Annotated in this window: 20 protein-coding genes; 6 read left to right on the top strand and 14 right to left on the bottom strand. The window is 64.6% G+C overall.

Translation table 11 applies throughout. The features are described 5' to 3' along the window. Window positions 1–17: 17 nt before the first annotated feature. Window positions 18–1,067, bottom strand: a complete 1,050-nt coding sequence (locus tag AC3RCP_RS14600; protein ID WP_492570167.1) for a WD40/YVTN/BNR-like repeat-containing protein — start codon at window positions 1,065–1,067, stop codon at window positions 18–20. Between the two features lie 383 nt (window positions 1,068–1,450). Here AC3RCP_RS14600 and AC3RCP_RS14595 point away from each other — a divergent pair, with 383 nt between their 5' ends. Further along, window positions 1,451–3,085: a SulP family inorganic anion transporter gene (locus AC3RCP_RS14595; RefSeq protein WP_124320656.1), complete on the top strand. Its 1,635-nt coding sequence runs from the start codon at window positions 1,451–1,453 to the stop codon at window positions 3,083–3,085. 144 nt (window positions 3,086–3,229) lie between these two features. Here the strand turns inward: AC3RCP_RS14595 and pepN are convergent, their stop codons facing one another. Genes pepN through AC3RCP_RS14565 form a run of 6 tightly spaced genes read right to left on the bottom strand, consistent with a single transcriptional unit; the run spans window position 3,230 to window position 9,737 of the window. Then, window positions 3,230–5,887 (bottom strand): aminopeptidase N, encoded by a 2,658-nt coding sequence (gene pepN, locus AC3RCP_RS14590; protein ID WP_492570165.1) that lies wholly within the window; start codon window positions 5,885–5,887, stop codon window positions 3,230–3,232. A gap of 13 nt (window positions 5,888–5,900) precedes the next feature. Further along, complete coding sequence (locus AC3RCP_RS14585; RefSeq protein ID WP_009043607.1) at window positions 5,901–6,731, bottom strand: DUF2797 domain-containing protein; 831 nt, start codon at window positions 6,729–6,731, stop codon at window positions 5,901–5,903. Further along, a complete protein-coding gene (locus AC3RCP_RS14580) occupies window positions 6,728–6,988 on the bottom strand; it encodes a YeaC family protein (RefSeq protein ID WP_007920905.1) in 261 nt (86 codons plus the stop codon). Before AC3RCP_RS14580 ends, AC3RCP_RS14585 begins: the two co-directional genes overlap by 4 nt. A 15-nt stretch (window positions 6,989–7,003) precedes the next feature. Beyond that, window positions 7,004–7,876, bottom strand: a complete 873-nt coding sequence (locus tag AC3RCP_RS14575) for a rhomboid family intramembrane serine protease (RefSeq protein ID WP_492570163.1) — start codon at window positions 7,874–7,876, stop codon at window positions 7,004–7,006. Further along, complete coding sequence (locus AC3RCP_RS14570; protein ID WP_492570476.1) at window positions 7,873–8,850, bottom strand: metallophosphoesterase; 978 nt, start codon at window positions 8,848–8,850, stop codon at window positions 7,873–7,875. The genes AC3RCP_RS14575 and AC3RCP_RS14570 overlap by 4 nt, the downstream gene beginning before the upstream one ends. Next, window positions 8,847–9,737, bottom strand: a complete 891-nt coding sequence (locus AC3RCP_RS14565) for an NAD(+) kinase (RefSeq protein ID WP_007920913.1) — start codon at window positions 9,735–9,737, stop codon at window positions 8,847–8,849. The genes AC3RCP_RS14570 and AC3RCP_RS14565 overlap by 4 nt, the downstream gene beginning before the upstream one ends. Window positions 9,738–9,842: 105 nt before the next feature. Between AC3RCP_RS14565 and AC3RCP_RS14560 the strand changes: the two genes are divergently transcribed. Then, the gene (locus tag AC3RCP_RS14560) at window positions 9,843–10,793 is read left to right on the top strand and encodes a DUF1853 family protein (protein ID WP_101337787.1); all 951 of its coding nucleotides are present in this window, start codon (window positions 9,843–9,845) and stop codon (window positions 10,791–10,793) included. Between the two features lie 24 nt (window positions 10,794–10,817). Here the strand turns inward: AC3RCP_RS14560 and AC3RCP_RS14555 are convergent, their stop codons facing one another. The 3 genes from AC3RCP_RS14555 to AC3RCP_RS14545 form a co-directional block, all read right to left on the bottom strand. Beyond that, window positions 10,818–12,104 (bottom strand): arsenic transporter, encoded by a 1,287-nt coding sequence (locus AC3RCP_RS14555; protein ID WP_101337786.1) that lies wholly within the window; start codon window positions 12,102–12,104, stop codon window positions 10,818–10,820. 41 nt (window positions 12,105–12,145) lie between these two features. Then, window positions 12,146–12,493 (bottom strand): metalloregulator ArsR/SmtB family transcription factor, encoded by a 348-nt coding sequence (locus AC3RCP_RS14550; protein WP_037033643.1) that lies wholly within the window; start codon window positions 12,491–12,493, stop codon window positions 12,146–12,148. A 130-nt stretch (window positions 12,494–12,623) separates the two neighbouring features. Continuing rightward, window positions 12,624–13,181: an NADPH-dependent FMN reductase gene (locus tag AC3RCP_RS14545; protein WP_492570160.1), complete on the bottom strand. Its 558-nt coding sequence runs from the start codon at window positions 13,179–13,181 to the stop codon at window positions 12,624–12,626. A 226-nt stretch (window positions 13,182–13,407) separates the two neighbouring features. Between AC3RCP_RS14545 and AC3RCP_RS14540 the strand changes: the two genes are divergently transcribed. Both AC3RCP_RS14540 and AC3RCP_RS14535 read left to right on the top strand, forming a co-directional pair. Continuing rightward, the gene (locus tag AC3RCP_RS14540) at window positions 13,408–13,644 is read left to right on the top strand and encodes a hypothetical protein (RefSeq protein ID WP_025809195.1); all 237 of its coding nucleotides are present in this window, start codon (window positions 13,408–13,410) and stop codon (window positions 13,642–13,644) included. An 86-nt stretch (window positions 13,645–13,730) separates the two neighbouring features. After that, window positions 13,731–14,624 carry a LysR substrate-binding domain-containing protein gene (locus AC3RCP_RS14535; protein WP_007920927.1) on the top strand — a complete coding sequence of 298 codons (894 nt, stop codon included), beginning with the start codon at window positions 13,731–13,733 and terminating at the stop codon, window positions 14,622–14,624. Here the strand turns inward: AC3RCP_RS14535 and AC3RCP_RS14530 are convergent. From AC3RCP_RS14530 to dnaQ, 3 genes are all read right to left on the bottom strand, one after another. After that, window positions 14,621–15,211, bottom strand: a complete 591-nt coding sequence (locus tag AC3RCP_RS14530) for a GNAT family N-acetyltransferase (protein ID WP_062825699.1) — start codon at window positions 15,209–15,211, stop codon at window positions 14,621–14,623. The genes AC3RCP_RS14535 and AC3RCP_RS14530 overlap by 4 nt on opposite strands. A gap of 14 nt (window positions 15,212–15,225) precedes the next feature. Beyond that, complete coding sequence (locus AC3RCP_RS14525) at window positions 15,226–17,481, bottom strand: Orn/Lys/Arg family decarboxylase (RefSeq protein ID WP_009043597.1); 2,256 nt, start codon at window positions 17,479–17,481, stop codon at window positions 15,226–15,228. Between the two features lie 119 nt (window positions 17,482–17,600). Then, window positions 17,601–18,359, bottom strand: a complete 759-nt coding sequence (gene dnaQ, locus AC3RCP_RS14520; protein WP_101337784.1) for a DNA polymerase III subunit epsilon — start codon at window positions 18,357–18,359, stop codon at window positions 17,601–17,603. A 195-nt stretch (window positions 18,360–18,554) separates the two neighbouring features. Between dnaQ and AC3RCP_RS14515 the strand changes: the two genes are divergently transcribed. After that, entirely contained in the window at window positions 18,555–18,878 is a 324-nt protein-coding gene (locus tag AC3RCP_RS14515) for a DUF2388 domain-containing protein (protein WP_007920935.1), read from the top strand. A gap of 144 nt (window positions 18,879–19,022) precedes the next feature. After that, a complete protein-coding gene (locus AC3RCP_RS14510; RefSeq protein ID WP_492570157.1) occupies window positions 19,023–19,973 on the top strand; it encodes a glycerophosphodiester phosphodiesterase family protein in 951 nt (316 codons plus the stop codon). Between the two features lie 16 nt (window positions 19,974–19,989). Here the strand turns inward: AC3RCP_RS14510 and rnhA are convergent, their stop codons facing one another. Then, a complete protein-coding gene (rnhA, locus tag AC3RCP_RS14505; RefSeq protein ID WP_007920943.1) occupies window positions 19,990–20,442 on the bottom strand; it encodes a ribonuclease HI in 453 nt (150 codons plus the stop codon). Between the last annotated feature and the right edge of the window lie 43 nt (window positions 20,443–20,485).

The raw sequence follows: 20,485 nt of genomic DNA, 5'->3' as shown, positions 1-20,485 counted from the left end.
CGGCTTGCTTGCCCTGATTATTTTCCGAGATCGGCGCCATTCGCCGAGGTCGAGCGCACACCGCCCTGCCCCGCCAGAATCAGGTTGCCATTGCCGGCCGCCGTCACCGCTGCCAGGGAGATCCGGTCCGGACGGTTGTAGACGCTGAAGGTCAAGCCGTTGTCGGTGCTGCGCACCACGCTGCCGCCGTTGCCGACGATCACCAGCGAACCGTCGTCCAGCAGCGTGGCGCCGGACAGGCCGAACTCCAGGCTGCCGCGGGCCGCCTTGAGCTCGACCTGCTCCCAGGTGCTGCCGAAATCGGTGGAGCGATAGAGGTTGCCGCGCAAGCCGTAAGCCAGCAGCGTGGCGGGCTGGGCGGTGCCGATCACGCCGAAGAACGAACCTTCATAAGGGCCTTCGAGGCGTTCCCAGGTCTGCCCCCAGTCGGCGGAGCGGAACATGCTGCCCTGTTCGCCAACGATGAACAGGCCGGAATCCTTCACTGCGGCAATGGCGTTGAGGTGGTACTGGTCTTCGTTGTCCAGGCGGTCGCTGGCGTCTTCCCAAGTTTTACCGCCGTCGGTGGTGGCCAGCAGCGCGCCGTAGGCACCCACGGCAAAACCGTTGCTGGTGTCCTGGAACCACAGGTCCAGCAGCGGCGCTTCGCGCTTGAGGTCTTCGAATTGCTTGGTCCAGGTCAGGCCGCCGTCTTCGCTGGCGAGCACCTGGGCATCGTGGCCGACGGCCCAACCGTGCTTGGCGTCGACAAAGTACACCGCGGTCAGCAGCTGCCGGGTCGGTACCTTGGCCTGGGTCCAGGTCTGGCCCTGGTCGTCGGAATAGAGAATGTGCCCGCGATCGCCAACGGCGACCAGGCGCGAACCGGCATGCACGACATCGAGCATCAGGCCCTTGCTGGCCTTGGTCGATTCGGTGGAATAGACAGTGTCCGCCGCGGACGCAGCGGCCTGGACCGGGGCCGGCAACAGGGCGACCCCCAACAGCGAGAGCGCTGTAGCCAGCAACGCAAATCTGCGCAAGGCCGGCGGGCGGCAGGAACTCACACCCATGACAGGCTCACTCATAGACCTTTCCCCCATTTATTATTGTTAGGTCGTTCAACCTTTACAGGGCGCCGTTCGGGGCATGGGATCCAGGACACCGTCCTGAAACCTGCAATCTAGAGCCCCTTCGGAAGCTGACCTATCCTATCGGGCTTTAGAAACGTCTGACAATCGACGCCACGTTATCTTTTGTTAACCACCGTACCCTGCCTGGAACCTGACTGCTCAGTCGATACTGAGGCAACGTACGAAGCGTAGCTGAGGCTGGAACACCAACGCCGCGGACTGCGCCCCTCGATCCCCAAGCATGCCGCGCAAAGACTGATTCAGGCCATGGGCTGCGTCCCCTGGCTTTGGCTATGATTGAGCTGCGTGGTCTGCAAGCCGGACGTCAGGAGTGAGCCATGATTGCCATACGCGAGGCGTGGAAAGCCGGATTGCTGGGACGCGCGCACTGGGCCCGCAACCTGGTGTCCGGGGTGATTGTCGGCGTGGTGGCGCTGCCGTTGGCCATGGCCTTCGCCATCGCCTCCGGGGTCAAGCCTGAACAGGGGATCTACACCGCCATCGTCGGTGGCCTGCTGGTGTCGCTGTTCGGCGGCAGCCGCTTGCAGATCGCCGGGCCCACCGGGGCCTTTATCGTGATTCTGGCCGGTGTCACCGCCAAGTACGGGGTCGACGGCCTGCAACTGGCGACCATGATGGCCGGGATCATCCTGTTCCTGCTGGGCATCAGTCGCCTGGGGGCCCTGATCAAGTTCATCCCGGACCCGGTGATACTCGGCTTTACCGCCGGGATCGGGGTGATCATCTGGGTCAGCCAGTGGAAGGACTTCTTCGGCCTGCCCGCCGTCGGCGGCGAGCACTTTCACCAGAAGCTCTGGCACCTGTTGCAGGCCCTGCCCGACCTGCACCTGGCCACCACCCTGCTGGCCCTGCTCAGCCTGGCGCTGTTGTGGGGCGTGCCCAGGGTCGCGCAACTCAAACGCCTGCCCGCGCCCCTGGTCGCCATGACCCTGGCCACGGCCCTGCAGTCACTGTTCCAATTCGACGGCGTGGCCACCATCGGCAGTGCCTTCGGCGGCATTCCCCAGGGCTTGCCGGCGCTGCAGCTGCCCGAGATCAGCCTGCCCCGGGTGCTGGATCTGATCGGCCCGGCCTTCGCCATCGCCATGCTCGGCGCCATCGAATCGCTGCTCTCGGCGGTGGTGGCCGACGGCATGGCCGGCACCCGCCACGACTCCAACCAGGAACTGATCGGCCAGGGCATCGCCAACCTGGCCACGCCGCTGTTCGGCGGATTCGCCGCCACCGGCGCGATTGCCCGCACCGCGACCAATATCCGCAACGGCGGCAGCAGCCCGCTGGCGGGCATCGTCCACGCGCTGGTCCTGGTGCTGATCATCCTGTTTCTCGCGCCGCTGGCGGCCAATATCCCGCTGTGCGCCCTGGCCGCGATCCTGTTCGTGGTGGCCTACAACATGAGCGAGCTGCACCACTTCAAGCGCATGGTGCAACGGGCGCCCCGGGCGGACGTGGCGATTCTGCTGGCCACCTTTACCCTCACGGTATTCAGCGACCTGGTGATCGCGGTGAATATCGGGGTGATTCTGGCGATGCTGCATTTCCTGCGGCGCATGGCCTCCTCGGTGGAGGTGCAACAGGTGGTGGAACAGGACCTGCAGCACGAGCTGCACGGCAACGGCCAGCTGCATCTGCCACCGGGCGTGCTGATCTACACCATCGAGGGGCCGCTGTTCTTTGGTGCCGCGGAGACTTTCGAGCGGGCGCTGGCGCAGACCCACAGCGACCCGCGGGTGCTGATCATTCGCCTGAGACACGTGCCTTTCATGGACATCACGGGCTTGCAGATGCTGGAGGAAGTGATAGGCCAACTGCACAAGCGCGCGATTGTGGTGAAGCTGTGCGAAGCCAACCTCAAGGTCCACACCAAGCTTGAGCGGGTCGGCATCCTGCACGCCATCGGCTCGCAGAACTATCACCCTGACCTGAGCAGCGCCCTGACCACCACCCTGTAGCCGCTGCCGCAGGCTGCGAACGGCCCGCAGGGACGCAAGAGGCTGGACGGGAGATCGTCAGGCAAGCCCCTGCGGGGCTTTTCGCAGCCTCGCAGGCTCGGCAGCGGCTACAGCTGTCGAGCCTACATAGGCCCAAGCCCGGGGTCAGGCGAGGCTTTTGCTCACGACCTCAAAGACATCGCTGGACAGCTCGCCGGAAGCGCGGATGCGTTCCAGCTCGCTTTTCATCAGCGCCTGGCGGGCGCTGTCGTATTTGCGCCAGCGGGTCAGCGGCGCCAGTTGCCGCGAGGCGATCTGCGGGTTGAAGCCGTTGAGCTGGATCACCAGGTCGGCCAGGAAGCGATAGCCGGAGCCGTCCGCGGCGTGGAAGTTGATCAGGTTCTGGCCAGCGAAGGCGCCGATCAGCGCGCGCACCTTGTTCGGGTTCTTGATGTTGAACGCCGGGTGCTGCATCAGGGCCTTGACCCGCTCCAGCCCGCCCGGCAGCGTGCTGCCGGCCTGGACGCTGAACCACTGGTCCATGACCAGGGCGTTGTCCTTGAAGTGCTCGGCGAACACCGCCAGGGCCTTGGCCTTCTCGGACTCGAACGGCGAGTTGACCAGCACCGCCAGCGCGGTCAGGCGCTCGGTCATGTTGTCGGCGGCGTCGAACTGTTCGATGGCGGCCGCCAGCACTTGCGGTTTCTCGGTGAGCATCAGGTACGACAGCGCGATGTTTTGCAGGGCGCGGCGAGCGAAGTGCGCGGACTCGGCCACATAGTCGGTACTCCGGGAGACCTCGCGATTGTCCTGGTAACGCTTCCACAGCGCGTCGAACAGGCTATCGGCCAATTGCTGGCGAGCGAACTCGCGCGCCGCGTGAATGGCCTCGACATCCGCCACTTCGCTGATTTCGGTCAGGTAGGCCTCGCCCGGCAGCGAAAGCATTTCCGCGACCATGGCCTGGTCCAGGCTGTCATCGGCCAGCAGCGTAGCCAGCGCGGTGACCAGACGCTGGTCCAGCACCAGCGCCTGGCCCTGCTGATGCTGGGCAATCAGGTCTTGCAGCACCTGCACCGCCAGTTGCTGGCCGGCGTCCCAACGGTTGAAACCGTCGCTGTCGTGCTGCATGAGGAACATCAGCTGGTCGCGGTTGTACGGGAAGCTCAGCTTCACCGGCGCCGAGAAACCGCGGAGCAAGGACGGCAATGGCTGTTCGGCGATGTCGACGAAGGTGAAGGTCTGCTCGGCTTCGGTCACCGAGATCACCCGCGAAGTGCCTTGCGCGGCGGCTTCGCCAGCCAGGCGCAGGGCAATGGCCGCGCCCTGGGAGTCCAGCAGGCCCAGCTCGACCGGAATCACGAACGGCAGTTTTTCCACCTTGTCCGGGGTTTGCGGGCAGCTCTGGCGGAAGGTCAGGCTGTAGGTCTTCGCCGCCGCGTCATAGGCCTCGCTGACCGCCAGGCGTGGGGTGCCGGCCTGGCTGTACCAGCGCTTGAACTGGCCCAGGTCGATGCCGTTGGCGTCTTCCATGGCCTTGACGAAATCGTCGCAGGTCACGGCCTGGCCGTCGTGGCGTTCGAAGTACAGGTCGCTGCCCTTGCGGAAGCCTTCGGCGCCCACCAGGGTGCGGATCATGCCGACCACTTCCGAACCCTTCTCGTACACGGTCAGGGTGTAGAAGTTGGAGATCTCGATAAAGCTTTCCGGGCGCACGGCGTGGGCCATGGGGCCGGCGTCTTCGGCGAACTGGTGGGTGCGCAGGTAGGCCACGTCCTGGATGCGCTTGACCGTGCGCGAGTTCATGTCCGAGGAGAAGCCGGCATCGCGAAATACCGTGAAGCCTTCCTTGAGCGACAGCTGGAACCAGTCGCGGCAGGTCACGCGGTTGCCCGACCAGTTGTGGAAGTATTCGTGGGCGACGATCGCCTCGACCCGCTGGTGCGCGGCGTCGGTGGCGGTTTCGGCGCGGGCCAGCACGGCGCTGGAGTTGAAGATGTTGAGGCCCTTGTTCTCCATGGCGCCCATGTTGAAGTCGTTGACCGCGACGATCATGAAGATGTCCAGGTCGTACTCACGGCCGTAGGTCTGTTCGTCCCAGCGCATGGACTTCTTCAGGCTGGTCATGGCGTGCTGGCACTTGTCGATGTTTTCCGGCTCGACGTAGATGCGCAGCGCGACTTCACGCTGGTTCATGGTGGTGAAGCTGTCCTCGACGCACCACAAATCGCCCGCCACCAGGGCGAACAGGTAGGCCGGCTTCATGAACGGGTCTTCCCAGGTCGCCCAGTGCCGGCCGTCTTCGCCCGGCCCGCTGGCGATCGGGTTGCCGTTGGACAACAGCACCGGGTAGCTGTGCTGCTCGGCCACCACGGTGGTGGTGAACTTGCTCATCACATCCGGGCGGTCGAGGTAGTAGGTGATCTTGCGAAAGCCCTCGGCCTCGCACTGGGTGCAGAACATGCCGCCGGACTTGTACAGGCCTTCCAGGGCGGTGTTGCTTTCCGGGTGGATCTTGACGCTGGTGTCGACGGTGAAGGATTCGCTGGTCGGCTGCAGGGTCAGGTGGCTGGCGCTCAGCTGGTAATCCGCGGCCGTCAGCTCGCGATCGCCCAGGGACACCGACAGCAGCTCCAGCTGCTGGCCGTCGAGCACCAGCGGCGGCAGGCCGGCGCCATGCGCCGGGTTGCGGCGCATCACCAGTTGCGCATGGACCAGGCTGTGGTCCTCGAACAACTCGAAGGTCAGGTGCGTTTCGTCGATCAGGTACTCGGGCGCCTGATAGTCCTTCAGGTAAATCATCTTCGGTTGTTCGGTGCGCATGCGGCGAATCCTTCTACTGATGCACGGCGAGCTGGTAGGCCGTGTATTTACGAATATTGATCACGCCGGTATCGAAGATCAGGTATTGGCCCTTGATCCCCAGCAGCGTGCCTTCGGCAATCGGGTTCTTGTCCAGGTTGAAGCTGACGATCTTGGCCGGGTACTGCTTGACCGGGTAGCGGATCTCGATCGGCTCGACATCGCTGACCGGTTGGATCGCCTGCAGGCCGAAGCGTTCCTGCAAGGCGCGCAGGCCCTCGGCGCAGGAAGCGAACAACTGGTCGCGCACTTGCGCCAGGTCCACCGCCTCGGCGTCGCCCTTGAGCAAGGCGCGCCAGTTGGTCTTGTCGGCCACCTGGGTGCGGAACAGGTCCTCGACGAAACCGGACTGCTGGCGGGTCGCCACGCGCATGATCGGCAGCGCCTGGCTGGCGCCCTGGTCGAGCCAGCGGGTCGGCAACTGGGTGGCGCGGGTGATGCCGACCTTGATCCCCGACGAGTTGGCCAGGTACACCACGTGGTCGGTCATGCAGAACCGTTCGCCCCAGGACGGCTCGCGGCAGGTACCGGCGTCGTAGTGGCAGCGTTCCGGGCTCATGATGCAGATATCGCACTGGGCCAGCTTGGTCATGCACGGGTAGCAGTAACCCTGGCTGAAGCTGGTCTTGGTCTTGCGCCCGCAATGGGTGCAGTGGATCGCCCCCAGGTATTCCAGGCGCACGGTGCTGCCGATCAATGGATTGACCGGCACCTCGGTGTCGCCAAGGCGAAAGGCATACTGCACGTCCGCCCCGTCCAGGCGCGCCGACATTTTACTGATGGAGCCACGGCCGATCTCGATCAATGGATGGCATCCGACTTGAACAGGATGTTCGGCACTTCGATCGACTTCGACGCACACTCTTGCGGGCCCATGTAGCCGGTGCGCTGCTCTTCGGGCAGGTTCTGCATTTCCCAGGCGATCATCGCCTGCAGGGACAGCTCGCGCTGCTCGGCGGTGAGCTTGCGGCCATCGGACCATTTGCCGATCTCTACCGCCAGTTTCAGGCTCTGGTAGATGTCCGGGGTGATGTTTTCAATCATTTCAACAAACGACGACATAAGCGGTCTCCAGCATTAGAGGGCCAGTTTACGGCGACTGTACAAGCCGCCCAACAAACCTGTGAGGCATCCGACGAGCAACCCGCCGACGTGGGCGGCGTTGGCGATTTCACCGAAGCCGATCACCGAGATCAGCCCCGACAGACAGATCAGCAACCACACCAGCATCATCGCCAGGACTCCGCGAGGCAGGCGATAGGCCGGGTTGGGCGACAGCAACTGATAGATCCAGCAATGCCCGAGCAGGCCGTACAGCACGCCGGACAAGCCGCCGAACAGGCTCGGCCCGCTGAACAGGTATTGCGCGTAGTTCGACACCAGGCTGAACAGCAGCGTCAGGCCCAGCAGGTTGATGCTGCCCTGGCGCTGTTCGATGCGCCGCCCCAGCTCCCAGTACCACATGCCGTTCATGGCGATGTGCAGGAAGCCGAAGTGGATCAGCATCGGCGTGACCAGGCGCCACCACTGCCCCGCCGCCAGGCTGTCGGCCAGGGGCGTGAACTGGACGTAGTCGCCGACCACGCGAAATTCCAGGAAGGTCAGCCAGCGCAGGGTGCCGAGGTTTTCGCCGAGCAGGGTCAGGGCCCCGACGATCAGGCTCAGCAGCAGGATCAGCGCGGTGGCCGGGCTACGGCGCAGTTGCTCGACGAACCCCGGGCGACGCATGGCGGCGCCGGCCTCGGGGATGTCCAGTTGCTGCTCGGGGTCGCCCGCCGGAAACCGCTCGTACAACGAACGCACATCCTCGCTGATGGCGTCCGGCACCCAGAGCACCTGCTCCCCCGCTTCCTCGCTGACCCGGTGCGGCACCTGCATGCGTTGCAACAGTTTGACGAAGCCACTCAGGTCCACATTCAACGGCAGACGCAATACTGCAACAGCACTCATGGCAAGGACTCCTCCGGCCGCTCGACATAGACCCAGACGAATTTATCCGGGTCCAGGCGGGTTTCCTGGTCCAGGCGATAAGCCACCAGTTTGCCGTAGAGCACCGCGCTGTAATCCAGGCAGGCCAGGTTCGAGCGAATCGGCGCCGGTTTGCCGCTGCGCCAGTAATGGCCGACGAACAGCAGCGGCTCATCGACGCCGTAGCGCAGCAGGTTGTTTTTCTCCGCCGAGGACAGCGGCGTGCGGGCCACCGGCTCGGGCAGCGCATCAGGCTGGAACACGATGTCGCCGTAGGTCTGCGGGTCGTCTTCCCAGAACTTGGTGCGGAAGAACGAACGGGTCAGGCCATCGCCGCTGGTCATGGTCAAGCCATGGGGCAGGCGCATGTCGGTGCCGCGCAGCAGGCGGTCGAACACGTTATTGGCGAAACTGCCGGGGATCGCCGAGGCCTGGAGGAAGTGCTCGTCGATGCAGCCATCGGGGTATTGCGCCCGCAGCGGCTCGATCAGGCCGGCGTCCCAACAGGCATGCACCACGCGAAAACGCCCGGCGTCGACGAACAGCGGCATCTTGTAGAACCAGGCGAGGAAATCGTGCCAGTCGTTGGGGTACTGCTCGAATTGCGCCAGGGTCTCGTTGATCAGGCGGGCGTGGCGCGGCGTGTGTTCGCGCACGAAGTGCCTGCCGCCGCCGGGCGGTGCCGGGGTGACCCAGCCCAGGGCGTTGAACTCATGGTTACCCATGACGCACAGCGCCTGGCCGGCCTCGACCATGTCGTGGACGATGTGCAAGGCTTCGCGGATCCGTGGGCCGCGGTCGATGATGTCGCCGAGGAACACCGCCATGCGCGACGAATGCCGCCAGACGCCGCCCTGCTTGCGATAACCGAGCTTGTCCAGCAGGTGCTCAAGGGTCAGGGCGCAACCGTGCACGTCACCGATCAGGTCGTAGCTACGCGCGGGATCGAGCATCAGTCGCCTCCACCACCCAGTCGACTGCCCCAGCCGAGCTTGGTCCGGCAGACCTCGTAATAGTTGTGGTCCAGCGGGTGGATCAGGCGCAGTTTCTGGGCCTTCTTGCTGACGGTGATGGTGTCACCGGGGGCACAGGTGAAATGGTTCTGCCCGTCGCAGGAAACCTGCGGGTAGATCTGCATATCCTTGGACACGACGATTTTCAGCTCGCTGTTGCCATCGACCACGATCGGCCTTCCCGACAAGGTATGGGGGTACATCGGCACAATCACAATGGCGTCGAGCTTGGGATGCATGATCGGCCCGCCGGCGGACAAGGCGTAGGCGGTGGAGCCGGTCGGCGTGGCGACGATCAGGCCGTCGGCCTTCTGGCTGCAGACGAACTGGCCGTCGATGTAGATCTCGAACTCGATCATCCGCGTCGACTTGCCCGGGTGCAGTACCACATCGTTGAGCGCATCGCCCTGGCCGATGGCTTCGGCGTGGCGCCGTACTTCGGCCTGCAGCAGGAAGCGGTTTTCCACCAGGTAGTGGCCATCGAGGACCTCGGCGACCTTGACTTCCAGCTCGTCCGGACGAATGTCGGTGAGGAAGCCCAGGCTGCCGCGGTTGATCCCCAGCACCGGAATGTTGTGGCGCGCCAGGGCACGGGCCGCGCCCAGCAGGCTGCCGTCGCCGCCGACCACGATCACCATGTCGCAGACTTCGCCCAGCAGCTTGCGCGAGGAGGTCTGCAGGCCGTGGCCGGGCAGGACTTCGGCGATGGTGTCTTCGAGGATCACATGCAGGTGGCGGGCGAGCAGAAACTTTTTCAGTCGGCGAACTGTGTCCAGCACCTGCGAACTGCCCAGGCGACCGATAATGCCGATATTGCGAAATTGCTCCATGGGGCTCCTGCAGGGGTTCTGGGACGGGCAAAGCAGAGATTATGGGCGAAAGCCGGCCATAGACAAAATCCTTTCAGCCTCGACGTTAGGCGCTATGCTCGCAGAATGATCCTGTTTCCCGGCTTGCTCGACCTCCCCCGCCAGTTGCGCCACCCCGAAGTGCGCGACCTGGCCTGGGTCATCCTCGCGCCGCCGATGCTCGACGAGACCCCCTGGCCGCAGCGCCATCCACTGGCCGGCAGCGACTGGGTGCAGGCGCCGCAGCTGCTGGCGCACTGGCTGCGCCAGCTGGACCAGGACGGCCGTGCCCTGCGCCGCTGGCTGGCCCTCGGGCCGACCAAGCGCCTGGGGCTCTACTACGAACGCCTGTGGCAATTTGCCGTACAGCACGCGCCCGGTGTCGAGCTGCTGGCGGCCAACCTGCCGATCCGCCGCGCCGGCCACACCCTGGGCGAACTGGACATGCTGCTGCGCGACCGCGACGGCATCCACCACCTGGAACTGGCGATCAAGCTCTACCTCGGCCCGCAATCGGGCAACGGCGCGGACACCGCGTTATGGCTGGGCCCCGGCTGCCACGACCGCCTGGACCGCAAGCTGGCGCACCTGAACGAACACCAGCTGCCGATCTCCGCCCGGGCCGACAGCCTGGAGGTGCTGGCGGCCATGGATATCCAGGACTTCAGCGCCCACCTGTGGCTCGGCGGCTACCTGCTCTACCCCTGGCCCGGCACCACGCAACCGCCCCGCGGCGCCCACCCGCAGCACCTGCGCGGGCGTTGGCTGCATCAGCGCGACTGGCCGGCCTTTATCGATCAAAGCCCGCCCGGGCGCTGGCAACCCTTGCCGCGCCAGGCCTGGCTGGCGCCAGCGTCCTACCCGGCGGAACAAACCTGGAGCGCTCCACGGCTGCAAGCCTGGCTGGAGGAACTCGACCCGCACGCTCCGGCGCAATTGCTGGTGCGCCTGACGGAAAACCGCGCCGGCGATTGGGAAGAAGCCGAACGCCTGTTTCTGGTGGCGGACCTCTGGCCGAATGTGCCGGGGACGGGTTGAGCCGCCCTCAGAACGTCAGTCCCCTCACATCACCGACAAGCGCACGGCCAGCGCCGCCAGGGTCACCAGCAACACCGGCAGGGTCAGCACGATGCCGACCTTGAAGTAGCGGCCCCAGCCGATATGAATGTTCTTGCGCTCCAGCACATGCAGCCAGAGCAAGGTGGCCAGGCTGCCGATCGGGGTGATCTTCGGCCCCAGGTCGCTGCCGATCACGTTGGCGTAGATCATCGCGTCCTTGACCAGGCCGCTGGCCTGGCTGGCGTCGATGGACAGCGCGCCGATCAACACCGTCGGCAGGTTGTTCATGATCGATGACAAGACCGCGGTCAGCAGCCCGGTGCCCATGGCCGCGCCCCAGATGCCGTAGTCGGCGAAGCGGTCGAGCCAGCCGGCCAGGTGCGTGGTCAGCCCGGCATTACGCAGGCCATACACCACCAGGTACATGCCGAGGGAGAAAATCACGATCTGCCACGGCGCTTCCTTGAGTACTTTGCGGGTGGAAATCTTGTGGCCCCTGGCCGCGATGCCCAGCAGCAGGGCCGCGCACACCGCCGAAATCGCGCTGATGGGAATACCCAGCGGTTCCAGGGCAAAACACCCCAGCAGCAGGATGATCAGCACCCACCAGCCGGCGATAAAGGTGGCCTTGTCGTGGATCGCGCTGGCCGGCTGTGCCAGCTCTTCGGGGTCGTAGGCCTGTGGAATATCGCGGCGGAAGAACCACAGCAACACCGCCAGGGTCGCCGCCACGCTGACCAGGTTCACCGGCAGCATCACCGCGGCGTACTGGTTGAAGCCGATGTTGAAGAAGTCCGCGGAAACGATGTTCACCAGGTTCGACACCACCAGCGGCAGGCTCGCGGTATCGGCGATAAACCCGGCGCCCATGACGAACGCCAGGGTCGCGGCCCGGGAGAAGCGCAACGCCAGCAGCATGGAAATCACGATCGGCGTGAGAATCAGCGCCGCCCCGTCGTTGGCGAACAGCGCCGACACCAGCGCCCCCAGCAACACCATGAAGGCAAACAGCCTGCGTCCGCTGCCCTGCCCCCAGCGCGCGACATGCAAGGCGGCCCAGGCGAAAAACCCGGCCTCGTCGAGCAGCAGGCTGATGATGATCAAGGCGACGAAGGTGCCGGTGGCGTTCCAGATGATCTGCCAGACCACCGGGATATCCGTCAGCTGCACCACCCCGAACAGCAACGCCAGCACCGCGCCGAACACCGCGCTCCAGCCCACGCCGAGGCCCTTGGGCTGCCAGATCACCAGGGTAATGGTCAGCAGGAAAATCAATGAAGCAGTCAGCATGCCGGGCAGCCTTGAGCAGGAAAAGTGAAGGTGATGAGAATTCAGCAGCAGCGCACAGGGCGATCGATCATGGTCTGCAGGCGTTGCAGGTCAGCCTGCAGCCAGGGGCTGTTGGCCTGCAGCGTGTCCTGCAGCAGTGTGGTCACCCAGGGGGCCAACTGCGGGTGCAACCGGTAATAGATCCATTGCCCCTGGCGGCGGTCGGCCAGCAGGCCGCAACTGCGCAACAGCGCCAGGTGCCGGGAGATCTTCGGCTGGCTCTGGCCCAGGGCGGCGGTCAGCTCGCAGACACACAACTCGCCTTCGCGGGTCACGAGCAAGGCGATGCGGCTGCGGGTTTCGTCGGCAAGCGCCTTGAACAGCTCGGCGGGATTGAGAGAGTCGGACACCAGGGCCACTCCAGGCATTGGGAGCGGCGAATATATGAATATTCAGATATGCGGTAAAGCGCTTTTACCATGGCAAGCGGAATATCCATCACCCGCGGGAGCCGGTCGGCCGGCTCCCGCGGTAGCAGGATCAGAGCTTTTTATGCTGCTCGACCCACTGGGCGTAGGCATTGATGAAGTTCTGCAGGAACGGCTTGACCGACTCGGACAGCTTGCCCGCCTCGTCGAAGGCCGAACCGGCGCCGCTCAGGTAGGCTTCCGGCTGCTGCATGCATGGCACATTGAGGAACACCAGGGACTGGCGCAGATGATGGTTGGCGCCAAAACCGCCGATGGCGCCCGGGGATGCGCTGATCACTGCCCCCGGCTTGCCGCTCCAGGCGCTCTTGCCGTAGGGGCGCGACCCCACGTCGATGGCGTTTTTCATCGGCGCGGGAACCGAGCGGTTGTATTCCGGAGTGACGAACAGCACGGCGTCGGCTGCACTCACCTGTTCACGGAAAGTCCTGTAGGCTGCCGGTGGATCCACATCGATGTCTTCGTTGTAAAGCGGCAGATCGCCGATCTCGACAATCTTCAGCCGCAGGTTGACCGGCGCCAGTTCCGCCAGGGCCAGCGCCACTTTCCGGTTGATCGAGGCCTTTCTCAGGCTGCCCACCAGCACTGCAATCGTGTAGACGTTGCTCATAGCGAATTCCCGACTTCTGGTTGAGGAGGCTGGTAGTTATAGATGATCCACCCCGCCCACAGCCACCCGTCAAAGGAAGTTCCGTGAGCTTTTCCAGGCTTCACGCTGCTGTACGCCAACTGCAATCAGGGCCGCGGACTATTTTTTTTCCGCCGCTAAACTTAGTTCGCCCAGGCACGGTCTACAGGACCGCAAATTGAGTGTTTTATCTCCAGAGGCTCTAAAGATGGCAGCAGTACTCGTCGGACAATTTCATGCAAGGGACGCGGAAGGCCGTGTCTATTCGGTGCATGAGTTCCAGGAATCCACCCCCTCGCCAGAGGGCATCGCCGGCTCGGAGCCTGTCACCACCTATCGCCTGGCCATTGGCGATCGCGTCAACAAAATGGACGACAACCAGTTTCTCCTCGTGCAATCGGGCATCACCCTCATTCGCGAACCCGAGACCATCCTTCCTTCATAACGTACCGTTATGAGCAGAAGTCATAGGCGCGGACATGGGTTAGGATTCAGTGTGAATCCCCCACCGGCTGGACATGGACTTCAAGCATGCGTTTACGTCATATCGAAGTGATTCAGGCGCTCCTGCAAACCGGACACCTGGGCACGGCCGCCGAGCTGCTGCAATTGCCGGTGGCCGAGGTGGAAACGATCCTGCGCGACGCCGAAAGCCAATCGGGCTTCATGCTCTTCGCCAGTGTTCGCGGACGCCTGCAAGCCACCCGCGAGGCCCGCGAGCTACAGCCGGCGATCGCCACCCTGTATGACGCCTTCGAACCCGTGCAACGCCTGGCCGACAGCCTGAAGCAATACCAGGCGCCGCCCTTGCGCATCATCGGCACCCCGCCCCTGGCCCAGCAACTGTTGCCGCAGAGCATCGCCGCCCTGCGCCGGCGCTTTCCCGACACCCCGTGCCACCTCGCCAGCCAGGCCACCCGCGACATGGTCAAGAGCCTGTTGCTGCGCGAAGGCGACCTGGGCCTGAGCCTGCACAACCCCGATCACCCCGATATCCAGTGCGTGGCCCTGGCCCAGGGCAAGCTGCAATTGCTGGCGCCCCACGGCTGGCTGCAACCGAAGCAGAAGTACATTTCCCTGCAGGACCTGGCGGGCCAGGCCATGGTCGGCCTCGAAGGCCAGGACCCGCTGAGCGTGGCCCTGGACAGCAAGCTGCAGAACCTGCGCCCGAGCCCGACCATCCACACCCGAGTGCAAACCCACCAGATGATGCGCAGCATGGTCGAGGCCGGCGAAGGCCTGGCGATTGTCGACCCCTTCACCGCCCTCGGGGCGCGTGAGGGCGGGCTGGACGTCTGCCCGCTGTCGCCACCGATCCCGGTCACCCTCTATGCCCTGACCCGCGGCGGCAGTCCATCCTCGCCAACTCTGGAGGCGCTGCTGGAAACTCTCACGGAAAAGGCTGAAGGGATGCTGGCCGGCTAGGTCCCGGCTTGCCGTGCCAGCTCGTCGTTGAACAGCCGATACCAGAAAATCGCCACCTCGGCCGTGGTCGGATCGATCCCGCGGTAACGCAGGTGATCGATGCCGCCCACCACATAACCGCAGCGCTCGTACAAGCGGCAGGCCCCCAGGTTGTTGTTCTGGGTCTCGAGCATGATGCCCGGCAGTTTTTTCTTGCGGCTCCAGAACTGCGCCACATCCAGCAGGGCCTTGGCCACCCCGTGGCGCCGCGCCGGCGCATGCACCGCCAGCTCGTCGATATGGGCGTAACCGTTCCAGTTGGTGCTGACCACCACATGGCCGACCGGTTCGTCATCCAGGTAGGCCATGAACACCGCGCTGTCCGCGGCATCGCGATAGCTGCTGAACTCTTCGGGGTCGATGCCGTAGCACTTGCGGTACGGGGTGATGGGGTGCAACGGCCACTTGGCCACCACCTGCCCGCTCTGTGCCTGGGCATAGGCGCTGACTTCGAAGCTGAAATCGCTGCCCCAGACATACGCGGCGAAACCGTCGTCGGCAACGCGCACCGACAGGCCGGGGTACTTGGGATTGATCATTGGCTGCATAGCGGGAAACGTCCTCAAACCTTGATGCAATCGACGGTGTACTGCCGCCCATTGCCTTCGTCTTCATGCTGCAATCCATGCACATCCGCGACAAAGCCGGGAAAGCTGCTATCGAACGTACGGGCGAAAGCCAGGTAATCGATGATCGAGCGGGTCGACTCGGTGAAGCGCTCGCCCGGCATGATCAGGGGAATACCCGGCGGGTATGGCACCAGCATCACCGCCGCCACCCGCCCGGCGAGGGCATCGATGGACACCGCCTCGACCTCGCCCCGCACCAACTGATCGTAGGCGTCGGCAGGCTTCATCGCCACCTCCGGCAGCACGGTGTACATGCGCTTGAGGTGCTTGGCCGTGGCATTGCTGCGGTAGCAGGCATGCAACTGATCGCACAGATCGCGCAGGCCCATGCCCTGGTAGCGCGCCATGTCCTGCTGGGCGATGCTCGGCAGGCAGGCGGCGAGGCTGACGTTGGCGTCGTAGTTGCGCTTGAACTCCAGCAACTCGGTCAGCAGGGTGCTCCACTTGCCTTTGGTGATGCCCATGGAAAACAGCACCAGGAACGAATACAGGCCGGTTTTTTCCACCACCAGCCCGCGTTCCCAGAGAAACTTGCTGACCACCGCCGCCGGGATCCCGCGCTCGCTCAGGGCACCGCCGGCGGTAAGCCCGGGCATCACCAGGGTGACCTTGATCGGGTCCAGCAGCACATAGTCGTCGGTCACCCCGGCGAACCCGTGCCACTCGCCTTCCGGCTCCAGCAGCCAGTCCGCGGTGCTGACCCGGTCGATGCCTTCCACCCGCTCCGGTTGCCAGATGGAAAACCACCAGTCGTCGGCGGCGATGTGCTGGCGCAGGTTGGCCAGGGCCCGGCGGAAGCTCAGGGCCTCGTCGAACATTTCCTGCAGCAGCGAGCGCCCCGCCGGCCCCTCCATCATCGCCGAGGCCACGTCCAGCGAGGCGATGATGCTGTACTGCGGCGAGGTGGAGATGTGCATCATGAAGGCTTCGTTGAAGCGGTCGCGGTCCAGCTGCCGGGCGCCGCCGTCCTGCACATGGATCATCGAGGCCTGGCTGAAGGCCGCCAGCAGCTTGTGGGTGGAATGGGTGGTGAACACCAGCGGGCTGTCGGCGCTGCGCGAGGTGCCCATGCCGTAACGCCCCTCGAAGAACTCATGGAAGGCCGCGTAGGCGTACCAGGCCTCGTCGAAATGCAGCACCTCGACGCTGTTGCCCAGGCTCTGCTTGATCAGCTCGGCGTTGTAGCAAAGGCCGTCGTAGGTCGAGTTGGTGACCACCGCCAGCTTGACCTTGGGCGGCCGCCCCTGGGTCAGCGGGTTGGCGTCGATCTTGGCCTGGATCGACTCGCGGCTGAATTCGCTCAGGGGGATCGGGCCGATGATCCCCAGTTCGTTGCGCTCCGGGCAGAGGAACAGCGGGATGGCGCCGGTCATGATGATCGAGTGCAGCACCGACTTGTGGCAGTTGCGATCCACCAGCACCAGGTCATCGCGACCGACCATGGAGTGCCAGACGATCTTGTTGGCGGTCGAGGTGCCGTTGATCACGAAGAAGGTGTGGTCGGCGCCGAAATTGCGCGCCGCCCGCGCCTCGGCTTCCGCCAGGGGCCCGGTGTGATCGAGCAGCGAACCCAGCTCCGGGACCGACACCGACAGGTCCGAACGCAGGGTGTTTTCGCCGAAGAACTGGTGGAACGCCTGGCCCACCGGGCTTTTGCGATAGGCCACGCCACCGCCGTGCCCCGGGGTGTGCCAGGAATAGTTGGAGTCCGCCGTATGTTGCACCAGCGCCTTGAAAAATGGCGGCAACAGGCCATCGAGGTAATTGCGCGCCGCCCGCGCCACCTGGCGCGCCAGGAACGGTACGGTGTCTTCGAACAGGTAAAGAATGCCGCGCAGCTGATTGAGCTCGCTCATGGCGTCGGCCGGGGCGTTTTCCAGGGTCACCTGTTCGCCCAGGGCGAAGATCGGCAGGTTCGGCGCGCGCACCCGGGCCAGGCGGATCAGCTCCACCATGTTCTGCAGCAAGTGGGTGTTTTCCCCGGCGCCTTCGGCGGCGATCAGCATGCAGGCCAGACCGTGGTGGGTCGAGGCCACCAGCCGCCCTTCGGCGTAGTCCACCGCGGAAAAGATGCTGAAGCCTTCCTGCTCCAGTTCCCTGGCGATCCCCCGCACCCGGTCGCCGGCGACGGTGTCGGCCTTGATGTCGCGATGCACGATAAGAACGGGGAATTTCAGGTCTTTGTACATGGCACCAGGCATCCTGAGGCGGCGGACAAGGGTCCGCCAATCACCTCAGGGTAGAAGCTCGGGGGCCGGCGCGGAACCCCGTCAACGACCTCCTGTAACAAAAGGTCGCCCACGAACAACTACTGCTGCTGGGCCTTGGCTTCGGCCAGCTGGGTCCAGAGCGCCGGGGCACCGGCGGATTTGGCGATGATCTCGAGACGCACCTGGTGCTCGGCCAGTTCGGCTTCGCTGGCGCGAATGATCCGCCCGCGCTGGCGATCCGCCGACAGACGCCGGATTTCGCTGGCACTGTTGCCCGAACCTTCGCTGCCGTTGCCGTCCGAGGCGTTGCCGGCCAGGGACAGGCTGGTCTGGCCGCCGGTCATGGTCAGGTAGACGTCGGCGAGAATCTCCGAGTCGAGCAAGGCGCCGTGCAGTTCACGGCCGGAGTTGTCGACGTCATAGCGCTTGCACAAGGCATCGAGGCTGTTGCGCTGGCCGGGGTGGCGTTCCCGGGCCATCAACAGGGTGTCGAGGATGGTGCAGTGCTGGGTGATGTCGGCGCGGTCGTGCTGGCCCATCAGGGCGAATTCGTTGTTGATGAAGCCAACGTCGAACGCCGCGTTGTGGATGATCAGCTGCGCGCCCTGGATGAACTCGAAGAACTCGTCGGCGACTTCGGCGAAGCGCGGCTTGCCCACCAGGAACTCGTTGGTGATGCCGTGGACGCCGATCGCGCCCTCGTCGCTCTCGCGATCCGGTTGCAGGTAGACGTGGAAATGCCGACCGGTCAGGCGCCGTCCCATCAACTCGACGCAACCGATTTCAATGATCCGGTGGCCGTCGGTCACCGGCATGCCGGTGGTTTCGGTATCGAGTACAACAGATCTGTTGGCCATCAGGGGTCAGTTCTCAACGGTGGAAGTCTTTCAAGGCGCGGGATTTTAGCACGCTCTCGCGGCATGGCACGCATGGCGGATTCGCCTGGCCCCGGCGTGCGCAGTTTTTAACAATCATTCGCAAAGCTCATGCAGTTCGCCGCGTGGCGGCTTGTTAGGGTGCCCGACGATATTTTCAACGGACCTCGCCCTGTTATGACCCCCTGCAAAACCCGCCTGACCTTGCTGCTCTGCGCCTGCCTGTTCGCCGACATCGGCCAGGCCACCAGCCTGGTGATCAGCACCGACATCACCATGAGCCTGGCCTTGAGCACAACCGAAGGCAGTTCGAAAGCCACCAGCTCCTTCAAGGACGACAAACTCGTGCTCGCCGCCAGGACCGATGCCGCGGCCTTTGTCGCCAGCGCTGGCGAGATCCGCGGCGCCCAGCTGGAAGCGGCCATGCGGCACATTCGCCAGACACTCGGCAACCCACGATACTCCGACCTGCAACTGGCCAGCGCCATCCTTACCCTTTGACCGTCCCGGAACAGGATCACTAATTCACCCCGCGCATTACGCGTTTCTTTAACTGAGCGAGGTCATTGCGCTACCGTACGGCCCACTCAGGCGGGCGGGGGCTGGCCCCCGGCCTTGCGCTCATTTCCAGGAAACCGCCCTCCCATGCTCGAGACTCGACAGATGCTCCCACTGCTGCTGGCCTCGGCCTTCATCAGTGGCTGTTCTTCCCTTCCGGCAACCGACAGCGACGCCGGGCCACGACCGTTGATCGTCGCCCATCGCGCCGGCGCCGCGGACTTTCCCGAGAACACCCTGCTGGCCATCGACAACGCCCTGCGCAACGGCGTCGACATGCTCTGGCTGACGGTGCAACTGAGCCGCGACGGCGTGCCGGTGCTGTATCGACCGGCGGACCTGAGTGCCAATACCCCGGCGTCCGGCGCGGTCAGCGAGAAAACCCTGGCGCAGTTGCAAACACTGAATGCCGGCTGGAACTTCAAGCAGACCGCGGCCGATGGCCAGGTGACCTTTCCCTATCGCTCCCAGGCGGCGACCATCCCCTCATTGCAGCAGGCGCTGGCGGCGATCCCCGGCTCGGTGCCAGTCATTCTCGACATGAAGGCCCTGCCCGCCGCGCCCCAGGCCAAGGCGGTCGCCCAGGTGCTGGAGCAGCTGCATGCCTGGAACCGGGTGCTGATCTACTCCACCGATGCCAGCTACCAGCAGGCGTTCGCGCACTATCCGCAGGCGCGGCTGTTCGAGTCCCGGGACAACACCCGGGATCGACTGGCCAGCGTCGCCCTGGCCCACAGCTGCACGGCACCGCCGGCGCCAGACAGTTGGGTGGCCTTCGAGTACCGGCGCCCGGTGCAGCTGGTCGAGGCCTTCACCCTGGGCGAGGCCCGCTCCAAGGTCGATGCCCGGCTGTGGACGCCCGCCGCGGTGGATTGCTTCCAGTCCCGGGGCAAGGTGCGGATGCTGGCGATCGGGATCAATACGGCCGAGGATTACCAGGCGGCCGCCTGCCTGAAGATGGACGCGGTGCTGGTGGATTCGCCCCGCGCGATGCGGGAAGTGAAGCAGCGGCTCGAACGGCCGCTGCGCTGCAACTGACTACAAGCTCAACGCATCAGGCCTGCTTGTAACCGCGCACCTCGTCGACGCCGCGGTTGGCCAGTTGGTCGGCCCGTTCGTTGCCGTGGTGGCCGGTATGGCCGCGCACCCATTTCCAGGTGACCTGATGGCGGTTGACCTGCTCATCGAGCTGCTGCCACAGGTCGGCGTTTTTCACCGGTTCCTTGGCCGCGGTTTTCCAGCCGCGCTTTTTCCAGTTGGCCATCCACTCGTTGATGCCTTTCATCACGTACTGCGAGTCGGTGACCAGCACCACCTGGCACTCGCGCTTGAGCTCTTCCAGACCGCGGATCGCCGCCATCAGCTCCATGCGGTTGTTGGTGGTGTTGGCCTCGCCACCCCAGAGTTCCTTCTCCACGCCCTTGAACACCAGCAGTGCGCCCCAGCCTCCCGGGCCAGGATTGCCCTTGCAGGCGCCGTCGGTGAAGATTTCTACGCTATCGCTCATGCCAGACTTCCAATCGAAAATACCTGTGGCTTGCCGATCGTCG

Source organism: Pseudomonas sp. GW822-FHT05A08 (assembly GCF_058800485.1).
Note: the sequence above shows the minus strand (reverse complement) of the source record. Positions and strands in the feature narration are given on the sequence as shown.